Origin of the sequence: Amycolatopsis sp. NPDC059235 (assembly GCF_042754125.1) — a bacterium.
In the GTDB taxonomy this organism is placed as follows: domain Bacteria; phylum Actinomycetota; class Actinomycetes; order Mycobacteriales; family Pseudonocardiaceae; genus Amycolatopsis; species Amycolatopsis albidoflava.
This window is the reverse complement of record NZ_JBHZAG010000030.1, coordinates 1-666: the sequence shown is the minus strand read 5'-3', so window position 1 is coordinate 666 and position 666 is coordinate 1.

Here is a 666-nt window from a genome sequence, read left to right as displayed (position 1 = left end):
TGCGGGGTTGCGGGGTTGCGGGGTTGCGGGGTTGCGGGGTTGCGGGGTTGCGGGGTTGCGGGGTTGCGGGGTTGCGGGGTTGCGGGGTTGCGGGGTTGCGGGGAGGCAGTATCGGGTGGGTCGCCGGGCGCGGGTGCTTTGGGGCGGCCCACGAGTCGCGGGCACCGTCGACCGGAAGCCGCTGTGGCCAGGGCGTGGCCGCAGCGAGCGAGTGTGCGGACGCCGTCAGCGCAAGCCGCCTTGCGGCGGATCTCGGCGGGCGGGCTCGGGCAGCGTCCGCCCGGCCGATCGCCGACCTCCTCAGCGACGCCTCAGCAGGCTCGGCAGGCTCGGCAGGCTCGGATAGCCGAACCAGGGCCCGGCGCGCCGTGCCGACCAGTTCGACCGGGCGGGTCCGGCCTTCGGATGCCGGTCGAGCCGCGCTGACGCATTGCCCTGACCCGCCCGGCTCGAGCCCTCGGCAGGCTCAAGCCGACCAACCCGGCTTATCCGGCCCGCCCGGCTTCTGACTCCCCGTACCCGGCCTGCTGGGCACGCGACCCGCCCTCTTGCACGCGGAACGCCCGGCTCCCGGCTCCCGGCTCCCGGCTCCCGGCTCCCGGCTCCCGGCTCCCGGCTCCCGGCTCCCGGCTCCCGGCTCCCGGCTCCCGGCTCCCGGCTCCCGGC